Below are 14,997 nucleotides of genomic sequence, written 5' to 3' on the forward strand. Positions count from 1 at the left end.
TCCTAGCAAGGAACCTGGTTTATTGGTATGGCTAATTGTTCAAAACACACCGTAAACCGCGGGAAATTAGCCCCCCAAATAACGGCTTAAGCGGGTGTAAGATAACATTGTTGCATGTATACATTCATCGCCTTCAACACATTGGTGCGATTGATTGTGCCGATGACTTTGCCATTATCCACCACCGGATAGGTCTTTGGTTTAGCGCCCAGCATCTGCTCCGCGAGTTGTAAAATACTCTCATCAGGACCGACATACAGCACTTCAGTGCGCATACAATCCTTCACCACTGAGGTTAAGTCACAGTGATAGCTGCTCTTTAACATGACAGCTAAGCAGTCTTGCTGGGATAAAAACCCCACCAAATTACCACTGTCATCCACGACAGCTGCACCCATCTTGTTATTATCTAACAGTTTCTCAACCGCAGTAGCCAGTGACATATTTGCACTGAGCAACACAGGCTGACGGTCCATATGGTCGCGTATTTTGATTGAATCCATAGCAATCTCCCCAAACTTACCTGTAACAAACTCACTTACCTGAGCTTTGAGTCTAGTCAAAATCTCGCAAGAGTTAAGCAATTAATATCGATTGAGCTTATCTGACGACTAGGGCATGTTGACGTTTTAAGGTTATAGCGGTAAGAACTGTTTGAGATAGATTTAGTATTCCGAAAAAAGCTTAGTTAGCGCTAAATGAAATTAATCCAATGATTTTACGTTCTATTGCATAGGTAAGCAGGGGTTGATACTTTGACTCATCGAGGTTCAAAGGCACCAGTTCAAAGGCACCTACTCCGCCTTAATCATTAATCTGTGTCATTCGTTTTTCCTGCTAATTGATCTAACAAGCTATCGATACTCTGTTCGAGCAAATCGAGGACTAATTCAAATCCTTGAGTACCGCCATAATAGGGATCGGGGACCTCATCAATTTCACTATTTCCGTAAGACAACATTAGCTGAAGTTTGTATTGATACTCAAGCGGACAACGACTACGTAAATCCACTAAATTACGATTATCGGCTGCTAAAATAAGATCAAAATACTCAAAATCGGCATCAACAATTTGTCTTGCGCGCATACCATCGAAACTTAACCCGCGTTTTATACCCGCAGCCATGGCGCGATTGTCAGGCTTATCTCCTTGGTGATAACCAATGGTGCCAGCAGAATCGACTTCAATATTGAGGCGACGTTCACGAATTTTTGCACGGCAAACGGCCTCTGCCGTGGGCGAACGACAAATATTCCCCATACAGACCATTAAAATTCGTCTTATATTTTTTGCTTTTAACGCTTTATCTTCTAACAACTTAGCATCCTCTGGCAGCGCTATTTAGGGGGATATGCGATTTGCCCAAAGGCGGGAGAAATACATTTTTTCACTTCAAAATGATAACCGTATTTCTCGTTAGCAGACTCGGTGATTTCCAGTATTTCGTAATCGTTTAACTCAACCACCACTGAATTGGCTAATTTTTCACAACGACTACGGCCATCGGCCTCAAACTTATAGGCAAATAACGCGATTAATTCTCGGATCCCCTTGTAGTATGTGTGCCCAAAAGTTCTTAAGGATTCGATAGTGCCATCAGCAGATTGCATGGTGAGATCATTAGCCGCTTTCTCTGCTTCAGTCTGGGCTTTTTCGGTTATTTTGACTTCAACAACAGTGTTTGCAAGACTCACTTTTTCATTTTTTTGTATTTTGTTAGCAACGTTCTCCAATAAAGTTTCACCATCGGAGATGGCAACAAGATTCATTAATAACACCACAGATAACACCATACGTAAAAATGCCGTTGTTACCACAAAGCGTTTTTTATTATCCTGTTGGTTGGTCTCTAACCCTAAAATCCGTAAACCGATATGGAATAATAAATAACAAGGGATCACAATTTGCAGAAGCAGTAACGCGAGAATAGAAATACACACGAACCAAATGGGTAAATACAGCAAAATGGCAAAGTTGTGGGTGTAAGACAAATGTGAAGCTGAAACACCTGTGATTTCATTAACCACACTACCACTGGCGGCCAAGGCAAAGTTGGCAATAACGGCATAAAAGAGTAGGAAAATGGCTTTTCCAGCCAATGAATGCCACGCCATTGCAAATTTTGGCCAAAACTCAATGATTAACGCAACCGCAGTGATAATAGCGGCTAGCCAAATGTCTGACTGAAATAGCAATAAAGCAATTAATGCTAATAGATAACAGCGCTGGGCAATGGTTAAACTTTGCAAAAACGCTTTAGCGGTGACAATGGGCTGCTTAGTCCATTTGGGGACCGTTAAGATTTTAGCCAAGCGTTGCTTCAAAGAATGTTCACTAAATTGAATATCAACCAAAACCTACTCCTTGGTGTTATTGCCTATTAATAATCAGTATGATACTCGGCAAAACCCTTATTGATAGCGTTCGATTTTTATCAATATCCAACAATTTCGCAACTTATTCTTTAACTTCTTTATCCTCAGGCACAATGTCTATCCTGATCCGTAAATAACTAGCAAATCGCGGCAAGCCATTCACCGTTAATCCTAGATACTTGTAAGTGATAAGTGTACCGATAGCAGGGGGATACTGACGCTCTGCAAGGTTAAAACCTGTGCCAATACTAAAAATTCGCCCCTCTGGTGTTTGCACTCTTAAGGCACCCATTTTCCCAGCAAATTGCCCTTTGCCAGCAACATAACCAATCACCGTCGCTTCAGCATCTAAATAGGGCTTTAACTTCATTACATTAGGATTACGTCCCGGCGTATATACCGCTGTGCGTCGATGTAAAATTAATCCTTCAGCGCCAAGGGCAACTAAGGTATTTAAAGTGTCATAGAGGGCCTCGACACTGTCGACACTAAATTGCTCAATAACTTGGAGATAAGCCGATTTTCCCACGATAAGAGTTTGCATTTGCAGATAACGGTCTTCAAAGCTCCCCTTGGTTGTCGGTAAATCAAATACCATAAAGCGTACCTTTTGCCAGTCCGTATCCTTTGGCGATGTTTGACGTATTAATCCTGAAATCGCCTCAAACTGCCCTCGCCCGAGCCATAACTCACCTTCCATTGCGATAGTGGGAAACTCGGCGGTAAACCAACTTGGGGCCAGAATGGGATTCCCCTGACGGGTAAACAAACGTTGCCCATCCCAGTAACCACGCACACCATCAAGTTTTTCACTGACCAAAAACGCGCCGATTTGAGTATGATCGTCGAGTGCATATTCCGTTGCTAATTGAATATTCGGTGCAGGACTTGCATAGCTAACCGCAATAAATAAGCTGCAAAGACCAATGAGAAGCCCAAAGCACTTGGCAAGTGCATTTCTTAAAAAAAGTACGCGAATTGTCAGAGTCATTCCTTTGTCTCTCTATAAGTCATCCCACTGCAAGCTTAGTATTTAGCCTTGACTGCCGCTAATCCGGCCGCAATATGATCCCCCTAACAGAGCGAGCAATTTGTATAGTTAACTATTTATACACATAAATTATCGGGCTATACTGCGGCCTCTTTTTTAAGCTCGTTCAAAAGCCGGCACACATGTCGCATTCAGTTTGAACGAAAATGCTCACGAACAACCGCCCAAGTCGATGGAATAATTATGAAACCAGCAAATAACCACGGTATAAAACGCATCTTTAGAGCGACGGGATTTTCAATGAAGGGCTTAAAAGCGGCGTGGGTCCATGAAGCTGCGTTTAGACAAGAATTGATGCTTGCGGTGGTGATGCTCCCCATCGCCCTATTGGTCGATATCAGCACCATGGAACGCTTAATGCTGATCTTAACGCTGTTTATCGTGTTAATTGTAGAGCTATTAAATTCTGCTATTGAAGCAGTTGTTGACCGTGTTGGAAGTGAGATCCATCCCCTGAGTGGTCAAGCAAAGGATATCGCCTCTGCTGCGGTGTTCATGAGTTTAGCGCTCTGCGGGATCACTTGGCTCGTGGTGTTATTACCGCGCTTGATATAATCCTTTGTGCGCATTAACACTGATTTAGGTCATTAAATTCGCTGATAAAAAACGCCTTTAGGAATTATCCCAAAGGCGTTTTTTATCCAACTCAACATATTTAGTTATCTTCAATTACGAGCTTATCCGCTAAAAAACTTATCGCCTGCTTAATTTGCTCTAGTCTGTCATTTTCAGCCCAATAGGCGACATACACACTGCGTGAAATCGCACTCGCCCCCGCGACCAAATTCAGTTCGCCTCTTTGAAGTAAAGGCTGCACCAAATGCTCGGGTAAAAATGCGCAGCCGCCGTTATTTAAGATAAAATCTAAGGCGATTCGAGCCGAACTGGTATGTAAAGTTGGCACAGGTAAAGCCGCATATTCCTGCGCATGAATAATATTAAAAGCCGTCCCCCAATCGACTTTGACATATTGTCCAGCTTGCACCTCATTAACGGACACATCCCGGGATTTAGATACCAGCAGCAAATTGATTTGGCCTAATTGGATTAATTCAAATTGGTCAAGTTTGGGTGGATCAAAAGAGATCGCCAGATCGAGAGTCCTATCCATCAATTGCCGTGTCATTACGGTGAGTGGCAAAACCTCGGTCCGCAATGCAACCCCAGGAAGTCCCACATGCAGATGCTGTAAATACCGCTGTAAATAGGCATCCCAAATATTGGGGCCCGCGCCAATCGCTAATTGAGTCGATTGTAACTGACTAAGCGAAACATCCTGTTTGGCGCGCTCCCATGCTGTCAATACCGCTTCCGCATGGCCCAACATCCGTTCCCCCGCTGGGGTCGGCTGAATATTATTTCGTTGGCGCTCAAACAAGGCAACACCAAGAATGCTCTCAAGCTGTTTAACTCTAAAACTTACCGCACTACGGGTAAGGTAGAGGTTTTCCGCCGCCTTACCAAAATGGCGGGTACGAGAGACTTCCAGAAAGGTCTTTAGTAAATCGGTATCCATAAAAATTCTTGACCAACATAGGCAAATTTTTTTGATTTATAAATCAATAATACTAGCCAATACTCCACTTGCAAATCTTTGTATACCAAAATCTAGAAGGTAACAGCCATGTCTGAACAGTCTTTTTCAAACGCTAACAGGGGTTCTGAGACGCTGAACGGCTCAGCTGCCAGTTTTGTATCTCACAAACGCTTTTACGACGATACTAATTTCCCCAAAGGTTTTAAGCGCAGTGGCGACTTCACTAGTAAAGAAGCCGAACTGCTCGAATTACATGGTCATGCCATGAAAAACCTTGCTGAAGGCAAAACACTCCCAGTGACCGCCGACGAAGCACAATTTGTCGAAGTCATCAAAGGAAACATCGCTCCGAGTAGCTTGTTAGAGCAGATCTGGTTAAAGTACCGCAAACTCGCCCGGGGTAAGCCCTTTTATGCAGTGGTTGGCACGGTTCATTTACCAGCAACCAAACCTGAGGTTGAGCCAGAAGCGGCATTCGATGTAGATGTGGATGTTGAAATTGAAGATGATGTTCAGGATGAAGCTGAACCCGAGGACAAAGCATGAAAATGAAGGTTTGCGATTAAATGCGTGGTTGGATTTTATATAAAGAAACCGCGACTCAGCTAAAACCTGAATGGTATGAAATCGAACGTCTGTTGGCGGCAGCTAAGGCCGACAATATTGAATTAGCCGTTTATGCGCCGGATGAGTTTGATCTCACCGTGACGAGAGAAGATAACAAAAGTATTTTGTTAAATGGACAACCCGTTGAATTGCCGGATTTTATCATTCCGCGCATGGGTTCTGGCACCACCTACTTTGCGTTGGCAATCATTCGCCATTTAGAACGCTTAGGGGTCTATTGTTTAAATCCTTCAAAAGCCATTGAGATTGTTAAAGATAAGCTCTTCTCCCAGCAATTGTTGGCCGAGAAGAATTTACCGACACCAAAAACCATGTTGGTCAAATTCCCGGTTGATATTGATCTGGTTGAGCGACATTTAGGTTTTCCCGTAGTGATTAAAACGCTCTCAGGCTCTCAAGGCAGTGGTGTATTCTTATCACACAAAGCCCGTGAGTTTGATGACTTAATGCAACTAATTGAAGCGACTAATAAAAACGCCAACATTATTTTGCAAGAGTTCATCGCCAATAGTCATGGCCGCGACTTGCGAGTCTTTACTATTGGCGGACGCGTTGCAGGCTGCTACGAGCGACGTGGGCAAGAAGATAGCTTTAAAGCTAATGTCAGCGCGGGTGGCTCGGCGAGGCCCTTTGAAATCACCCCTGAAATCGAATGGCTCGCGACGCAAACCGCCAATATTCTCGATTTAGATGTGGCAGGTATAGATTTGTTGTTCGATAACGGCCATTACAAAATCTGCGAAGCCAACTCATCACCTGGGTTTGAAGGATTAGAATCGTGCTTAAATGTGGATATTGCTGCGCAAATTTTGCACTTTATCCGCATCCGTTTAGGCATGTTTAACAAGGACGAGAAAAGCAGCGAGCCAACATCGGCCGCTAACATGCATAACAATTGATGCGGTCTCGTTAAGCTCTTATCGGCGGCTCAGTCTCTACTGGGCCGTTTTTTTAGGCTTTACGACATATTCTCTTCACTAGGGCGTGTTGACGTTTCAGGGTTATTTTTGCAGCAATGTGGCTGGCTTTTATGCAAGGCAAAGTCCGTACAGTGTAGTGATTCTACATAAACGGACGATAACGCAGCAGAAACCTCAACACGCCCTAATCACCAAGATGTAAATTACTGTGATCCCTCCCTCAAGCCTGCGATACCAAAGCGATTAACCATACAACTTTTGTTTTAAATCACAAAAATTCACACTTTTCAAAACATTTTATTCACATTTAAAGATTTACTGATACACTCCAAATGGTCATAACTTATGGCACTTAAGTCTGATGTTATCGCTGGATATAATAAGAAGAATACTGGAGTAGCGTTGATTTCCACTCGTCTAACCCCCTTAGTGATCGCCCTTCTCACTTGCACTCCTGTGCTGGCGGGCGAATTCAGCTTGGAGCTAGGGGGATTTTATTCGCAGTCAGATACCAATATGGAAGTGACTAACCCGAATACCGCGAGTAACTTCACCTTAAACTATGAGTCCGATCTGCAACTGGCCGAAAACGAATTTTTGCCCTTTGTTGAGCTAAATTATCACTTCAACGAACGCCATCATCTTTACCTCGACTGGAAACAACTACACCGCACAGCCGAAACCCAAGCCCTTTCCAAACCCTTCCAAATTGAAATTAACGATACAATTTACGATATTAAAGCAGGCGGAAAACTCAGCTCCACCCTAAATATCGATATTCTGCGTGTCGGTTACGGTTTTGATGCAATTCAAGGCAGCAACTATGACGTTGGTTTGTCTCTTGGTTTACACACAATGTTTATCAAGACAGGATTTGAAGGCATTATCGGCGTCTGTAAAGCCTCTGAGTTACTGAATAATGTCTGTGCGAGCCAGGCAATACCGCAAATTGTCGATGAGAATATCACTGCACCACTGCCGGACTTTGGCGTCTATGCTAATTACGAATTTATTTCTGGATGGGATTTAACCACTCACGCCCAGTATTTCTATATCAACCTCAATGATGTCAAAGGCGAGTTGGTTGATATTAAATTAGGCATAGATGCGCAAATTACTCCCAATTGGCGTATGAGTGTTGCCTATAACTATTACAAAGTTGACGTCGATATCGCACAAAAGTCCCCAAATAAAGAGACTCAAATTGCCGATTACAATATTTACTACAGTTTTATCGGCCCCATGCTTTCTGTTAGCTACACCTTCTAGTTAACCTGAACTCGGGATAACGAGTGTCGAAAAAATCTAAATTTAACAAACTAAATCAATGCTACAAATGATTCTTTTGAAAAGAAAAATCTTTTTTCTAACGGAATGCGCAGATTTTTGCGCATATCAAGGCGCTCTGTCGTATGCCATAGCGCGCTATGGTGAGACAGAGTAACGCAGAGAGGCACGAAAAGATGCCTATTCAGCGGCTCTACTTATCCCGAGCTCAGGTTAATTAATTGAATAAACATAAAAAAGGACGCAGCAGCGTCCTTTTTACCTTAATCGGAATTACTTTTTACGGCCATCCTGCTCACGCTTAGTCTTAAAATCCGACGCTTCTAACCAATGCGGCCAATCTTTACCATTGGCTAAGGTGGTTAACATACTCGCCATCAGATCTAAATCCTGCTTCACACCTTCGAGCGACCAATTTGGATCATAATCATCGGCTCCTTTATGGTATTTATGGGCAATGTAGTCAGGATCCGTATCCCCAAGGCTCATAAATAACAAGCCGGGCACGCCTTGCTGGGCCAGAGCGAAGTGGTCCGATCTAAACATCAAACCATTTTGCGGTCTAGGATCAGCCTTGACAACCCGTCCCTGTGCCTTGGCGGCCTTGTCTAAATAACCTTCTAACTCAGACACTCCCTCACCATAGCGCAGAATATAATCTACCCCTTGGTTCATATTCATGCCGTCAATATTTAAAAAGGCGACAATGTTTTTGGTCGGTACACTGGGATGCTGCGCAAAATGCTGAGCACCGATCAGTCCTGTTTCTTCGGCGGTAAAGGCACTAAACAGAATCGAGCGCTCAAGCGGCGCCGTTTTTGCTTGTTTGGCAAAGTAACGCGCAAGCGCTAACACACCTGCCACACCACTGGCATTATCGACCGCACCATTAATGATTTCTGGTTTATCGTCTTCTATCACTGTACCTAAATGATCCCAATGGGCATGCATCATCACCACCTCATCAGGGCGGCTTTTTCCAGGTAATAGTGCCGCCACATTGTGGGATTCGGCGCGTTCAATCGTATTATTTAAACTAACATTCGCCTTTAGCTTTAAGGGAATGGCCTTAAAGTTTGGCTTAGCGGCTTGTTGTTTTAAGGTATCAAAGTCCATACCAGCCTTAGCAAAAATCTTTTGGGCGACATCATGTTGCACCCAACCCATCACGCCAACCTGCCCTTGATTATTGTTTGCATCGATGAGGGTAAACTTGGTACCTGTGTTAGAGTTTTGCACGACACCCCAGCCATAGGCTGCGGGTTCAGTTTCATGCACAATAAAAACAGCTTCAGCGCCTTGACGAGCAGCTTCTTCGTATTTGTAAGTCCAGCGGCCATAGTAGGTCATGGCATTGCCTTTAAAGACCTTGGGATCTTGAGTCGCAAAACCAGGGTCATTGACCAGCACTATCACGGTTTTACCTTTTACATCGAGTCCCTGATAGTCATTCCAACCATATTCAGGCGCATTAATACCATAACCAACAAACACCACATCGCTATTACTAAGGTTAACCTTATCGCTAATTCTCTGGGTTCTGGCGGTAAACTCGCTGCCATTGGCAAACTTAAGCCCTCCCATATCAAGCTGCATATTTTGATCGGCGGTGATTTTCGCCAGTGGCACAGCCTGCAAGTAGCTATTGCCAAATCCAGGCTTAAGCCCCATTTCTTTGAAGGCTTTCTCAAGATATTGAATGGTGAGTTGCTCGCCTTCGGATAAGGGCGCTCGGCCGCCGAAGGCGTCACTGGCTAAGGTTTTTACATCTGTACGATATTGGTTCAAATCCATGCTGTCACTCAACGACTGGGCGGCAACAGCGGGCAAGGACAGTAAGGCGCTTAAGGCACTCGTAAGGATGAAATTTTTCAAGAGTTTCTCCCAAGTTATTATCATTATTTAGTTTTAGCGATAAACTCTAACATATCCCCTTTGCCTTTTGGCAGGTTTATTCAACCCGCTTTTGGCTTGAGTTGTAACGGGATTTGACGAGCAAAATACTTACCCCTATGTGGTGCACATAGTTTATCGATTTATATTTATTGGGATTAATCCATGTCACGAGATTTATTACAAACCGCAGCCTTAAATCTTAAAAAAGCGGTTCCCTTAATGCTCAAGCATCAAATCCCCACGACTCCCATTAATTACGCTCTTTGGTATACCTACGTAGGTGAACAAAATCCGGCATTAAATGCACAGCTCGATACGGTTATCGCCCATTACAATACCTGCCCTCCCGTGAGTAGTGAGCTGTTATATCGTCAATATGTGGCAGACCCCATAGAACTGAATGTGCGGGATATGCGGCTAAATCTTGAGGCCATGGCCACTGAGTTATCGCAGTCGATTAAGGATACCAATCTGGATGCGACTGAGTTTCAAACCTGTATTCATAATAACTTTGCCAAACTGAATGGTATCGAAGAAGGTACGCTCAGCGTTGATCAAGTGCTCGATTTAGTACGTAATTTGGTCAAAGAATCCGACAATATTCGCTCGAGCACCGAGTTTTTTACCGCTCAATTGCAAAAAGCTCAGACAGAGATTGATGCACTGAAGCAAAAGCTTGAGAAAACAGAAAAAGATATGCTTTATGACGCGCTGACAGGCTGTTTAAACCGCCGCGCCTTTGATGCCGATATCGCCGGAATGCTAGCGCAAGCCGCGGAAGGAACCTGCCTAATCTTAGTTGATATCGATCATTTTAAAGCGTTCAATGACAACTATGGCCACCAGTTGGGCGATCAAGTATTAAAAGCGGTCGCGAAACGCTTACAGGAAGCCTGTCGAGATGGCTGTAAGTTGTACCGCTTTGGCGGTGAAGAATTTGCCATTCTAGTGCCCAAAAGCCAATTGAGAATTTCGCGACAACTGGCCGAAGCGATGCGCCGCGGGCTTGAAAAACTAAGCCTTAAAGATAGGCGCAAAGACCAGCGAGTCGATAATATTACTGCATCATTTGGCGTTGCCCAATGGCAAGAAAAGCAATCTGTTGAACAGCTGATTGAAAAAACAGATAAATTGCTTTACGAAGCCAAACGTCTAGGCCGTAATCGAGTCATGCCGATCAACAGCTAATGCCACGTTCATTCTATGGTAACGATAACTCATCAAACAATAAGCAGCCCGAGTGACTACTCAGCCTGCTTTAGCGATTATTAAGCTACCTTTTGCGGTATTTGGACCATATCTTTACTTTGATCAAATAGTTGCGGAGCATTCGTCGGTGAGGTAATCGGCACTGCTTGCACTACAAATCGCAGTTCCGCCCCACCTTGCAACGCATCGAAGGGATAACAAGTGATGAGCGTTAAACGATTATCGTCAGTTGCCGCCATTAACTCGGTTTGCGATTCGTGCACCACCTCAGTCGCCACTACTTGATAAACAATTTCCTTGCCCGTCGCGGTTTGCAGCGCTAAGCGGCGTCCAACACTAATACCATTTAACATCGCGAAATGCGTATCCCTGTGCCCGGCAATCACTGTGTTGCCTTGCGCGCCAGCGGGCGCACTCGATAGTACTAAGGCAGGCCCGAAGGCCAAATTACGGCCAGATGCGCCCGCCAGCACATATAAGCTGTCGTTGGATGCCGGACCATCGAAGTGATTCGGTCTTTTAGCCTGTTCAATGGAGAGCTTAGCCACGGGATAGGTGTCGGCCCAAGACCAAGGTTTATGGGATTGACCATCGATTAAGGTTTTAGCCCAAGCTTGTTCAATCAAATATTGGGCAAAGTGTGCTTTCGCTTGCATATAGAATCCTTTTCCAAACAACGTGATGCCGATTAATACCAATCCCACCAGCAACCCTATTTGTATCTGTTGAGTCACGCGCATACTCATGGACATGACTCAAGTGTGTAGCGCTAATGACAGCGCGCGTTGCTGCCGCTGCTGGCGACGAATCGACAGCGCCAACATCAAGGCAAGCAGTAACACGCCGCCCCCTAAGAGCATGTCGAAACGGCTCGAGGTCGATGTTTGTGGTAGAACACCCATTGGCTGCCAACCCAAGGGTAAATGCTGGCGCACCACCGCATCTCGGCTTATCGCATTCGTGGTGATGGGGGTTAAATCCACCGCGACCAAGCTGGTATAGGGGCTGACTAAGTGATAATTCAGCGACAGCGCCGTGACCTGCTCTTTGACCTTGTCATCGTTAGCGCCGTTTTTACTCAGCTCTAAGGCCGCAATCTGTTTGCGCGCCCAGAGTAAATCGAGCCCCGCCGCAGGCTGCGCAGCATCAGTTGCAGAATGGCTTGCGTCATTGGCTTGCAAAGATAACGACTGTTGCCAGTTTTTATGGCCCTGACGACCGGAGATCACCAGTTCCTGAGGCTCACGTGGGTGGCGCTTTAGGCTGATCAATACCGGCTCACCACGGTATAGATCGGGGATTGGCGCTGGCCAGTAGTCAGGTACAGATCCATCGTCAAAGCGCACCTGTAAATCGGTGAGTACCGGATACTGGATTTTGCCCAGTAATTGGCTAATCTTTTGCTCCACCTCATCCACATCACCAATGTAAGTAAAAGTACCGCGCCCAAGTTCAGCCGCACGCTGCATAAAATGCGAGTTCGGCGCCGAGCCAATACCGACGGTGAAAAGACGGTTGTCGCCAATTTGATTACGGATTAACTCAAATAACGCCGACTCATTGCCGACGGAGCCATCGGTCATAAAGATCACTTGTCTTAACGACTTATCCTCAGCCGACGCTGTGTTAAACGCCTGCCCTGGCAGCGCGGCATTTAAAGCCTGCGCCATTTCGGTGCCGCCATCGGCCTGCAAACGATTCACAAACTGACGTGCCATGGCGAGATTACTCGCGGTCGCGGGCAGTGGTGTTGGCGATAATAAAGACACATCAGAGTTAAATTCGATAATGTTAAAACTGTCCTGTGGCCTTAAACCGCGCAGCGCATAACGCAGGGCATTTTTTGCCTGAATGATAGAATCCCCCGCCATCGACCCCGAAGTATCAATCACTAAAATAAGCTCACGGGGCAAGTTAAGTTGTTCACTCGCCTCGACTTTGGGCGGCAGGACCATCACTAAGCTGTAGTTATCGGTGTTGTTGCTATTGCTATTGGCATTAATACTGGCAGTTGAACCACTGTCTGCACTCGCATTGTCGTCCTGTGACACATGGGTTTTGCCCGTTTGGTTGAATACCCAAGCCACGGGACTCGTGCCCTGCTTAAGACGCCATTGCAGCACAAAGTCACGATTGGCGGGCACGCGATTAGCTAAGGCCGCCGTCAGTTGGCCCTGTTTTTCCTCTATCGTAATGGGATGATACGGACTCACCACGGCTGATTTTTCCACGTCGTCACCAAGCTTGACCTTAATATCGGCCTTGAGTACGGGATCCGCCTCGCTATTGGCATCGCGGATCGGGGCGATAATCCGGTCGGCATCGAAGACTTGGCTGCTGGTCACACGCTCACTCTGGTTTCCACCGAGTGTTAGGCCTGGAATATAGCGCGGCGCCACCACCAGCGGAAAACGTAGGCTAAAGAGACCATCTTCATAGTGAATGGTTTCTTGATAGCTGATTTCGACCACCAACTCCTCATCGGGAGCAAGGTTAGCGACTTCGGTCGTGAACATATTGGGCCGTTCTTGACTGACTAGACTGGCGCGTTTTCCTTCGGCTTTGGCCTGTTCAAAAATCTGTTTTGCTTGCTGTTTTAGGTGAATTTGACCTTCGATGATCCGCTCACCAATGTGCAAACGCAGTGAGTCTACCGCCGCCTCATTGGGTAAAGGGAACAGATAGCGGCCATTGAGGACAAATCCGGTTTGATTACTGAAAACCTGCTTTACGCTCACCCTATTGGTTAACCCAGAGACCTGCATCGACACTTGCGTATCTACAGGTAAGGATGGCATTAAACGGCCGCTGGCGGTTTGATACACCAACATCCCTTGGGTGACATCATCGAAACTAAAAGCTGGCAATGTACTTACCGTGTGTTCATCGAAGGTCGCCGCAATATTTTGTGGTGCCGATAAGGTGCCCACACTATTAGGTGAGGCTAACACCGCAAAGGGGAGCCCCCAACAGATGGAGGCGCCGATCATTAGCATCGCCAGTGTTTGACAAACTTCTTTTACCCTTTTCCCAGTGATCATCACAAAGGCTCCTGATCTTGATTGAATTCGATTGATATTGTTGAATTATTCGGTCACGCGGCTCGCCATCAGCCCTTGGTTAGGCTGCATGGTCAGAGTGACTCGGCGATCGAACACATCGGATTCACTGTCTTGCTGATCATTGAGTGGCATTCCGGCGCCGAAGGCTTGGGTGGTGATCCGCTCGGGGGCAACGCCTTGTTTAATCAAGTAGCCCCGCACTTCTAACAAACGTTGCTCCGAGAGCGCTTGGTTGTAGGCCAGATCACCGCGGCGGTCGGCATAACCTTTCAGCTCGAGATTGGACTCGCTCAAGCGCTTCATCACCTTGGCGACATTGTCTAATTGGGGCAAAAAATGGCTTTCAAGCTCCGCAGAGCCAGTACGAAACTGCACATTCATACCCAGCGCCAATTCACTAAACAGTTGTTGTTGCTCGGCGAGCAGTTCATCGAGTTGCTTTTGGGTTAAGGCGTATTCGGCGGCGCGTTGCTCGCTAGCCTGTTGTTTGGCCGATAAGCTCGTCAATTGTTGACGCTGCAAGGCAATATGTTGTTGCTGAGTTTTAACCGTGTCGGTATCAGATACCGACTGGCCGATTAAGGAGCCAGTAAATCCGCCGATAATGGCGCCAACCGGGCCGCCCACTAGGGCGCCAAGTAGCGCTCCGCCGCCAAGACCTATCAGCGCTTCGCCGTCATCCTCCTCTTGCTCAATCATTAGCTCTGTCTGTGGCTCTATGAGCAGAGGTTGATTTTGTAGCGACACCTTTGCCGATACATTGGCGATGGGCCCGGCGAGTACACTCAGTACCAAGATATTAATCAGCGTCTTTTTCATCATCTCATTCCTTTTGATTTGTGCTGCGTTTACCCGCCTAAGTCATTAGCGCGGCCGGTAAAACGGAATGAGCGTATTAAACACAAGTGCCATGGCATAAGCGGGGATGGAAAATGGCAATGCGACTATCAATTGTGGCAACAAAATGGCAATTGCATTCGGGAGCTTTTCTCAGAAATAAATTCCTGTATAGTCACGAAAACTTATCCCCAG

14 protein-coding genes are annotated in these 14,997 nt (G+C 45.8%); 5 read left to right on the top strand and 9 right to left on the bottom strand.

Annotated elements, in window-relative coordinates; genetic code table 11:
• Window positions 1-86: 86 nt before the first annotated feature.
• The 4 genes from KXJ80_RS14340 to KXJ80_RS14355 all read right to left on the bottom strand — a co-directional run bounded on the left by KXJ80_RS14340 (window position 87) and on the right by KXJ80_RS14355 (window position 3,367).
• Window positions 87-503 carry a CBS domain-containing protein gene (locus KXJ80_RS14340; RefSeq protein ID WP_218738702.1) on the bottom strand — a complete coding sequence of 139 codons (417 nt, stop codon included), beginning with the start codon at window positions 501-503 and terminating at the stop codon, window positions 87-89.
• Window positions 504-811: 308 nt separating this feature from the next.
• Window positions 812-1,270 carry a low molecular weight protein-tyrosine-phosphatase gene (locus KXJ80_RS14345; RefSeq protein WP_259474824.1) on the bottom strand — a complete coding sequence of 153 codons (459 nt, stop codon included), beginning with the start codon at window positions 1,268-1,270 and terminating at the stop codon, window positions 812-814.
• Between the two features lie 68 nt (window positions 1,271-1,338).
• Entirely contained in the window at window positions 1,339-2,355 is a 1,017-nt protein-coding gene (locus KXJ80_RS14350; RefSeq protein WP_218738703.1) for a hypothetical protein, read from the bottom strand.
• 103 nt (window positions 2,356-2,458) lie between these two features.
• Complete coding sequence (locus KXJ80_RS14355) at window positions 2,459-3,367, bottom strand: DNA ligase (protein ID WP_218738704.1); 909 nt, start codon at window positions 3,365-3,367, stop codon at window positions 2,459-2,461.
• A 243-nt stretch (window positions 3,368-3,610) separates the two neighbouring features.
• Here KXJ80_RS14355 and KXJ80_RS14360 point away from each other — a divergent pair, with 243 nt between their 5' ends.
• On the top strand, window positions 3,611-3,982 hold the full coding sequence (locus tag KXJ80_RS14360; protein ID WP_037430715.1) for a diacylglycerol kinase: 372 nt from the start codon (window positions 3,611-3,613) through the stop codon (window positions 3,980-3,982).
• Between the two features lie 100 nt (window positions 3,983-4,082).
• Here KXJ80_RS14360 and hdfR read toward each other — a convergent pair whose 3' ends face one another.
• The gene (hdfR, locus tag KXJ80_RS14365) at window positions 4,083-4,943 is read right to left on the bottom strand and encodes an HTH-type transcriptional regulator HdfR (protein WP_037418139.1); all 861 of its coding nucleotides are present in this window, start codon (window positions 4,941-4,943) and stop codon (window positions 4,083-4,085) included.
• A 108-nt stretch (window positions 4,944-5,051) separates the two neighbouring features.
• Between hdfR and KXJ80_RS14370 the strand changes: the two genes are divergently transcribed.
• The 3 genes from KXJ80_RS14370 (at window position 5,052) to KXJ80_RS14380 (ending at window position 7,780) form a co-directional block, all read left to right on the top strand.
• On the top strand, window positions 5,052-5,510 hold the full coding sequence (locus KXJ80_RS14370; protein ID WP_037430721.1) for a MaoP family protein: 459 nt from the start codon (window positions 5,052-5,054) through the stop codon (window positions 5,508-5,510).
• A 20-nt stretch (window positions 5,511-5,530) separates the two neighbouring features.
• Window positions 5,531-6,490 (top strand): ATP-grasp domain-containing protein, encoded by a 960-nt coding sequence (locus tag KXJ80_RS14375; RefSeq protein ID WP_218738705.1) that lies wholly within the window; start codon window positions 5,531-5,533, stop codon window positions 6,488-6,490.
• Between the two features lie 426 nt (window positions 6,491-6,916).
• Window positions 6,917-7,780: a hypothetical protein gene (locus KXJ80_RS14380; RefSeq protein ID WP_037418173.1), complete on the top strand. Its 864-nt coding sequence runs from the start codon at window positions 6,917-6,919 to the stop codon at window positions 7,778-7,780.
• Window positions 7,781-8,071: 291 nt separating this feature from the next.
• On the opposite strand, the gene KXJ80_RS14385 is transcribed toward KXJ80_RS14380, so the two are convergent.
• Window positions 8,072-9,697, bottom strand: coding sequence for a M28 family metallopeptidase (locus tag KXJ80_RS14385; protein WP_218738706.1), 1,626 nt, complete (start codon window positions 9,695-9,697; stop codon window positions 8,072-8,074).
• 159 nt (window positions 9,698-9,856) lie between these two features.
• On the opposite strand from KXJ80_RS14385, the gene KXJ80_RS14390 reads away from it, so the two are divergent.
• Window positions 9,857-10,882, top strand: a complete 1,026-nt coding sequence (locus KXJ80_RS14390) for a GGDEF domain-containing protein (protein WP_099457961.1) — start codon at window positions 9,857-9,859, stop codon at window positions 10,880-10,882.
• Between the two features lie 80 nt (window positions 10,883-10,962).
• Here KXJ80_RS14390 and KXJ80_RS14395 read toward each other — a convergent pair whose 3' ends face one another.
• The 3 genes from KXJ80_RS14395 to pdsO are packed head-to-tail and all read right to left on the bottom strand — an operon-like array spanning window position 10,963 to window position 14,787.
• Entirely contained in the window at window positions 10,963-11,649 is a 687-nt protein-coding gene (locus KXJ80_RS14395) for a class GN sortase (protein WP_226770087.1), read from the bottom strand.
• Between the two features lie 9 nt (window positions 11,650-11,658).
• On the bottom strand, window positions 11,659-13,944 hold the full coding sequence (locus KXJ80_RS14400) for a marine proteobacterial sortase target protein (protein ID WP_218738707.1): 2,286 nt from the start codon (window positions 13,942-13,944) through the stop codon (window positions 11,659-11,661).
• A 45-nt stretch (window positions 13,945-13,989) separates the two neighbouring features.
• Window positions 13,990-14,787 (bottom strand): sortase-associated OmpA-like protein PdsO, encoded by a 798-nt coding sequence (gene pdsO, locus KXJ80_RS14405; RefSeq protein WP_218738708.1) that lies wholly within the window; start codon window positions 14,785-14,787, stop codon window positions 13,990-13,992.
• Window positions 14,788-14,997 lie beyond the last annotated feature (210 nt).

The sequence above is a fragment of the Shewanella xiamenensis genome (assembly GCF_024971755.1).
Lineage (GTDB): Bacteria > Pseudomonadota > Gammaproteobacteria > Enterobacterales > Shewanellaceae > Shewanella > Shewanella xiamenensis.

Excerpts from the sequence above, each read along its gene's own strand:
- hdfR (WP_037418139.1), bottom strand. The coding sequence starts at position 4,943 with ATGGATACCGATTTACTAAAGACCTTTCTGGAAGTCTCTCGTACCCGC.
- KXJ80_RS14375 (WP_218738705.1), top strand. The coding sequence starts at position 5,531 with ATGCGTGGTTGGATTTTATATAAAGAAACCGCGACTCAGCTAAAACCT.
- pdsO (WP_218738708.1), bottom strand. The coding sequence starts at position 14,787 with ATGATGAAAAAGACGCTGATTAATATCTTGGTACTGAGTGTACTCGCC.
- KXJ80_RS14400 (WP_218738707.1), bottom strand. The coding sequence starts at position 13,944 with ATGATCACTGGGAAAAGGGTAAAAGAAGTTTGTCAAACACTGGCGATG.
- KXJ80_RS14395 (WP_226770087.1), bottom strand. The coding sequence starts at position 11,649 with ATGAGTATGCGCGTGACTCAACAGATACAAATAGGGTTGCTGGTGGGA.
- KXJ80_RS14370 (WP_037430721.1), top strand. The coding sequence starts at position 5,052 with ATGTCTGAACAGTCTTTTTCAAACGCTAACAGGGGTTCTGAGACGCTG.
- KXJ80_RS14355 (WP_218738704.1), bottom strand. The coding sequence starts at position 3,367 with ATGACTCTGACAATTCGCGTACTTTTTTTAAGAAATGCACTTGCCAAG.
- KXJ80_RS14385 (WP_218738706.1), bottom strand. The coding sequence starts at position 9,697 with ATGATAATAACTTGGGAGAAACTCTTGAAAAATTTCATCCTTACGAGT.
- KXJ80_RS14360 (WP_037430715.1), top strand. The coding sequence starts at position 3,611 with ATGAAACCAGCAAATAACCACGGTATAAAACGCATCTTTAGAGCGACG.
- KXJ80_RS14345 (WP_259474824.1), bottom strand. The coding sequence starts at position 1,270 with ATGGTCTGTATGGGGAATATTTGTCGTTCGCCCACGGCAGAGGCCGTT.
- KXJ80_RS14340 (WP_218738702.1), bottom strand. The coding sequence starts at position 503 with ATGGATTCAATCAAAATACGCGACCATATGGACCGTCAGCCTGTGTTG.
- KXJ80_RS14390 (WP_099457961.1), top strand. The coding sequence starts at position 9,857 with ATGTCACGAGATTTATTACAAACCGCAGCCTTAAATCTTAAAAAAGCG.